Genomic DNA, 6,495 nt, shown 5'->3' on the forward strand with positions numbered 1-6,495 from the left:
GATTCATAACATTACGATGGAACGCCAACCATCTAAACTAAGAGAAAAATCGCACTGTGATGTTGTCCAAATTTAAACAAGCAAAACACCAACAACACCTTGCACAACTGCCTAAATTACCGCAGTCAGTTGCTGACATTGAAACCCTTTATCAGTCTAAAGAGTTTCGCAGCACCTTACTGGAACGCATTTCAGGCGCTAAAAAGCATATTTATATCGCCGCATTATATTTAGAACATGACGACGCTGGACGAGATATTTTAACAGCACTATATGAAGCCAAGCAAAAGCGGCCTGAACTGGATATCAAAATTCTGGTCGACTGGCATCGGGCCCAGCGCGGTCGTATTGGTGCAGAAGCCACTGTAACAAACGCAGATTGGTACTGTTCTATGGCTGAAAAATATCCTGGTATTCATATTCCCACTCTTGGTGTTCCTGTAAATACCCGTGAAGCGTTAGGCGTCTTGCACCTAAAAGGCTTTATCTTTGACGATACTGTGATTTATAGTGGTGCCAGTATTAATAACGTCTACTTACACCGCCACGAAAAATATCGCTACGATCGTTATCATTTACTGTGCAATGCTAAACTCGCAGCTATCATGAAGCAGTTTATTGACGACAACATTATTTCTGCCGATGCAGTCAATAATTTGGCCACCCGAGCTCGACCTCGTAGCCTTGAAATTAAAAACTTTATCAAACAATTCCGCACTGCCTTGCGTAGTGCTACATATCATGTCAAAAATCAGGCTTCAAATGACGAACTTGCAGTAACACCACTTGTTGGATTGGGCAAAAAGAATCCTCTGAATAAGACGATCTGCCATCTGATCGCCAGTACAGAAAAGAAAGTAGTAATTTGCACCCCTTACTTCAACTTACCAGCAGTATTGGTTCGTTCTATTGCAAGATTGTTGCGGCAGGGGAAACAGGTTGAGATTATCATTGGAGATAAAACAGCCAATGATTTTTATATTCCACCGGAAGAGCCTTTTAAGATTATTGGTGCTTTACCCTATCTGTATGAGATTAACTTACGCCGTTTCACCAATCGGCTACAACGTTTTATCGATAGCCAGCAATTAACTATCCGATTATGGAAAGACGAAGATAATACCTATCATTTAAAAGGTATCTGGGTTGATAACAAGTGGCAATTGATTACAGGTAATAACCTCAATCCACGTGCATGGGGGCTTGATTTGGAAAATGCCATTCTTATTCATGATCCTCATCAGAAGATGCACACACAACGCTCTTTAGAACTAAATTGCATTCGCTCTCATACAAAAATCATCAATAATTATCAGGAATTGGATAGTATACAACTTTATCCTGTCAAAGTTCGTAAATTAATACGTCGTTTACGTCGTATCCGTGTTGATAGATTAATCAGCAGAATATTGTAAGTAGATAAATAATTATCAAAAATATTAATCCCTTCTTACTTACTACAAGAAGGGATTTTTGTATCTTATTTATCAAATCGCTATTATTTATTAAATTATAAACAATAGTGTAAATTACAATGAAAAAATCTATTACTAAAAAAATCAAAAATGTATTAATAACATTTTCTCTCTTATCCATTACTGCTTGTTCGAATATGTATCAGGCCAATGATACCTGGACAGGTAGAGACAAAGCGCAGCATTTTCTATTTTCTGCCGTAATAGCCGCCGCAGGAAACGCTTATGGCGATCACCAAAACTGGAAACATCGGGAAAGTGCACAATTCGGCATGTTACTGTCAATTAGTCTTGGTGCAGCAAAAGAATTTTATGATAGTCGTCCTTCTGGTACAGGATGGAGTTGGCAAGACTTTGTTTACGATATGGTGGGAGCCATAACTGGTTATAGCTTGTATCAATCTTTGAAATAGTTTGATAATTATATTTATGAACTATTTTCTTAAATTAAAAGAATATTTTTCTATTCTCATAGCTCAAAAAAGCCATCCGGTTAAGGATGGCTTCTCTATCAAATTGATGTCTGGCAGTGCCCTACTCTCGCATGGGGAGACCCCACACTACCATCGGCGCAACGGCGTTTCACTGCTGAGTTCGGCATGGGGTCAGGTGGGACCACCGCGCTATTGCCGCCAGACAAATCCTGTGTTCAATCCCGAACAAGCTGACGCCCCGTTTCAGGGCGCTCTTTTATCTGAAACCTGCGCTTTCTTCTCTCTCAAAACCCGCAAAACCCCTTCGGTGTTGTCAGGTTAAGCCGCACGGTACATTAGTACTGGTTAGCTCAACGTCTCGCAACGCTTACACACCCAGCCTATCCACGTCCTGGTCTCGGACGGCCCTTCAGTATCCTCAAGGGATAAGGGAAGACTCATCTCAAGGCAAGTTTCCCGCTTAGATGCTTTCAGCGGTTATCTCTTCCGCACTTAGCTACCGGGCAGTGCCATTGGCATGACAACCCGGACACCAGTGGTGCGTCCACTCCGGTCCTCTCGTACTAGGAGCAGCCCCTTTCAATCTTCCAGCGCCCACGGCAGATAGGGACCGAACTGTCTCACGACGTTCTAAACCCAGCTCGCGTACCACTTTAAATGGCGAACAGCCATACCCTTGGGACCTACTTCAGCCCCAGGATGTGATGAGCCGACATCGAGGTGCCAAACACCGCCGTCGATATGAACTCTTGGGCGGTATCAGCCTGTTATCCCCGGAGTACCTTTTATCCGTTGAGCGATGGCCCTTCCATACAGAACCACCGGATCACTAAGACCTACTTTCGTACCTGCTCGCGCCGTCACGCTCGCAGTCAAGCCAGCTTATGCCTTTGCACTAACCTCACGATGTCCGACCGTGATTAGCTGACCTTCGTGCTCCTCCGTTACGCTTTGGGAGGAGACCGCCCCAGTCAAACTACCCACCAGACACTGTCCGCAACCCGGATAACGGGCCGGCGTTAGAACATCAAACATTCAAGGGTGGTATTTCAAGGATGGCTCCGTGCAGACTGGCGTCCACACTTCACTGCCTCCCACCTATCCTACACATCAAGGCTCCATGTTCAGTGTCAAGCTATAGTAAAGGTTCACGGGGTCTTTCCGTCTTGCCGCGGGTACACTGCATCTTCACAGCGAGTTCAATTTCACTGAGTCTCGGGTGGAGACAGCCTGGCCATCATTACGCCATTCGTGCAGGTCGGAACTTACCCGACAAGGAATTTCGCTACCTTAGGACCGTTATAGTTACGGCCGCCGTTTACTGGGGCTTCGATCAAGAGCGTCTCCTTACGGATAACCCCCATCAATTAACCTTCCAGCACCGGGCAGGCGTCACACCGTATACGTCCACTTTCGTGTTTGCACAGTGCTGTGTTTTTATTAAACAGTTGCAGCCAGCTGGTATCTGCGGCTGGCTTTGGCTCCGGGCGCCTGTCCCTTCACCTAATGCCAGCGTGCCTTCTCCCGAAGTTACGGCACCATTTTGCCTAGTTCCTTCACCCGAGTTCTCTCAAGCGCCTGAGTATTCTCTACCTGACCACCTGTGTCGGTTTGGGGTACGATTCACTGTTACCTGATGCTTAGAGGCTTTTCCTGGAAGCCGGGCATCTGTCACTTCAGCACCGTAGTGCCTCGTCATCACGCCTCAGTGTTACAGATAACCGGATTTGCCAGGTTATCCCACCTACACGCTTAAACCGGGACGACCGTCGCCCGGATGACATAGCCTTCTCCGTCCCCCCTTCGCAGTAACACCGAGTACAGGAATATTAACCTGTTGCCCATCGACTACGCTGTTCAGCCTCGCCTTAGGGGTCGACTCACCCTGCCCCGATTAACGTTGGACAGGAACCCTTGGTCTTCCGGCGAGCGGGTTTTTCACCCGCTTTATCGTTACTTATGTCAGCATTCGCACTTCTGATACCTCCAGCAAACCTCACGGTTCACCTTCAGCGGCTTACAGAACGCTCCCCTACCCAGCAACATTAATATGTCGCTGCCGCAGCTTCGGTGCCTGGTTTAGCCCCGTTACATCTTCCGCGCAGGCCGACTCGACCAGTGAGCTATTACGCTTTCTTTAAATGATGGCTGCTTCTAAGCCAACATCCTGGCTGTCTGAGCCTTCCCACTTCGTTTCCCACTTAACCAGGACTTGGGGACCTTAGCTGGCGGTCTGGGTTGTTTCCCTCTTCACGACGGACGTTAGCACCCGCCGTGTGTCTCCCGTGATAACATTCTCCGGTATTCGCAGTTTGCATCGGGTTGGTAAGTCGGGATGACCCCCTAGCCGAAACAGTGCTCTACCCCCGGAGATGAGTTCACGAGGCGCTACCTAAATAGCTTTCGGGGAGAACCAGCTATCTCCCGGTTTGATTGGCCTTTCACCCCCAGCCACAAGTCATCCGCTAATTTTTCAACATTAGTCGGTTCGGTCCTCCAGTTAGTGTTACCCAACCTTCAACCTGCCCATGGCTAGATCACCGGGTTTCGGGTCTATACCCTGCAACTTCGCGCCCCGTTAAGACTCGGTTTCCCTGCGGCTCCCCTAAACGGTTAACCTTGCTACAGAATATAAGTCGCTGACCCATTATACAAAAGGTACGCAGTCACACCCGAAGGTGCTCCCACTGCTTGTACGTACACGGTTTCAGGTTCTCTTTCACTCCCCTCGCCGGGGTTCTTTTCGCCTTTCCCTCACGGTACTGGTTCACTATCGGTCAGTCAGGAGTATTTAGCCTTGGAGGATGGTCCCCCCCTGTTCAGACAGGATACCACGTGTCCCGCCCTACTCGTCGAACTCCCAGCCTGTGTCTCTTCGTGTACGGGACTGTCACCCTTTACTGTGCGCCTTTCCAGACGCTTCCACTGACACACAGACTGATGCAGGTTCTGGGCTCCTCCCCGTTCGCTCGCCGCTACTGGGGGAATCTCGGTTGATTTCTTTTCCTCGGGGTACTGAGATGTTTCAGTTCCCCCGGTTCGCCTCCTGCCCCTATGAATTCAGGCCAGGATAGTGCAACGGATTGCACTGGGTTGCCCCATTCGGGTATCGCCGGTTATTGCGGTTCCTATCACCTTACCGGCGCTTATCGCAGATTAGCACGCCCTTCATCGCCTCTGACTGCCTAGGCATCCACCGTGTACGCTTAGTCGCTTAACCTCACAACCCGAAGAAGTCTTCGGACTGGAGTTGAGAGACTCCTCAATAGTTGTCATTTGACATCTACTGAGTGTTTCAAATTTTCAGCTTGTTCCAGATTGTTAAAGAGCTGGTATTGCTAAACCGGCTTTCAAGCCCGCTTAACAATACCGTTGCTGGCGCCGCTTTTCACCCGGCGCCTGAGCAAAGTGGCGTCCCCTAGGGGATTCGAACCCCTGTTACCGCCGTGAAAGGGCGGTGTCCTAGGCCTCTAGACGAAGGGGACTTCAAGTCGCTTCGCAGACGCTGCTCGTCTTACATTCATCAGACAATCTGTGTGAACACTCACAGTTCACCCTCATAGGTTAAGGAGGTGATCCAACCGCAGGTTCCCCTACGGTTACCTTGTTACGACTTCACCCCAGTCATGAATCACAAAGTGGTCAGCGCCCTCCCGCAGGTTAAGCTACCGACTTCTTTTGCCACCCACTCCCATGGTGTGACGGGCGGTGTGTACAAGGCCCGGGAACGTATTCACCGTAGCATGCTGATCTACGATTACTAGCGATTCCGACTTCATGGAGTCGAGTTGCAGACTCCAATCCGGACTACGACAGACTTTATGAGGTCCGCTTGCTCTCGCGAGGTCGCTTCTCTTTGTATCCGCCATTGTAGCACGTGTGTAGCCCTACTCGTCAGGGCCATGATGACTTGACGTCATCCCCACCTTCCTCCGGTTTATCACCGGCAGTCTCCCTTGAGTTCCCACCCTAACGTGCTGGCAACAAAGGATAAGGGTTGCGCTCGTTGCGGGACTTAACCCAACATTTCACAACACGAGCTGACGACAGCCATGCAGCACCTGTCTCAGCGCTCCCGAAGGCACGCCTCTGTCTCCAAAGGCTTCGCTGGATGTCAAGAGTAGGTAAGGTTCTTCGCGTTGCATCGAATTAAACCACATGCTCCACCGCTTGTGCGGGCCCCCGTCAATTCATTTGAGTTTTAATCTTGCGACCGTACTCCCCAGGCGGTCGATTTAACGCGTTAGCTCCGGAAGCCACACCTCAGGGGCACAGCCTCCAAATCGACATCGTTTACGGCGTGGACTACCAGGGTATCTAATCCTGTTTGCTCCCCACGCTTTCGCACCTGAGCGTCAGTCTTCGTCCAGGGGGCCGCCTTCGCCACCGGTATTCCTCCACATCTCTACGCATTTCACCGCTACACGTGGAATTCTACCCCCCTCTACGAGACTCTAGCCCACCAGTCTTAGATGCCATTCCCAGGTTAAGCCCGGGGATTTCACATCTAACTTAATGGACCGCCTGCGTGCGCTTTACGCCCAGTAATTCCGATTAACGCTTGCACCCTCCGTATTACCGCGGCT

At 49.4% G+C, this 6,495-nt stretch carries 2 protein-coding genes, 1 tRNA gene and 3 rRNA genes; 2 read left to right on the plus strand and 4 right to left on the minus strand.

Annotated elements, in window-relative coordinates:
- The first annotated feature begins 56 nt into the window (after positions 1-56).
- Together pssA and AAC852_RS09160 are read left to right on the plus strand one after the other, a co-directional pair.
- Positions 57-1,415, plus strand: coding sequence for a CDP-diacylglycerol--serine O-phosphatidyltransferase (gene pssA, locus AAC852_RS09155; protein ID WP_340620761.1), 1,359 nt, complete (start codon positions 57-59; stop codon positions 1,413-1,415).
- 119 nt (positions 1,416-1,534) lie between these two features.
- Positions 1,535-1,888, plus strand: coding sequence for a YfiM family lipoprotein (locus AAC852_RS09160; RefSeq protein ID WP_340620762.1), 354 nt, complete (start codon positions 1,535-1,537; stop codon positions 1,886-1,888).
- 108 nt (positions 1,889-1,996) lie between these two features.
- On the opposite strand, the gene rrf is transcribed toward AAC852_RS09160, so the two are convergent.
- The 4 genes from rrf to AAC852_RS09180 all read right to left on the minus strand — a co-directional run.
- Positions 1,997-2,112: ribosomal RNA gene (gene rrf / locus AAC852_RS09165) — 5S ribosomal RNA — on the minus strand.
- A 111-nt stretch (positions 2,113-2,223) separates the two neighbouring features.
- Positions 2,224-5,129: ribosomal RNA gene (locus AAC852_RS09170) — 23S ribosomal RNA — on the minus strand.
- A 189-nt stretch (positions 5,130-5,318) separates the two neighbouring features.
- A tRNA-Glu gene (locus AAC852_RS09175) sits at positions 5,319-5,394 on the minus strand.
- An 80-nt stretch (positions 5,395-5,474) separates the two neighbouring features.
- Positions 5,475-6,495 (minus strand): 16S ribosomal RNA (locus AAC852_RS09180); the annotation flags it as partial.

The sequence above is a fragment of the Xenorhabdus siamensis genome, assembly GCF_037996745.1.
Lineage (GTDB): Bacteria > Pseudomonadota > Gammaproteobacteria > Enterobacterales > Enterobacteriaceae > Xenorhabdus > Xenorhabdus indica.

Excerpts from the sequence above, each read along its gene's own strand:
- AAC852_RS09160 (WP_340620762.1), top strand. The coding sequence starts at position 1,535 with ATGAAAAAATCTATTACTAAAAAAATCAAAAATGTATTAATAACATTT.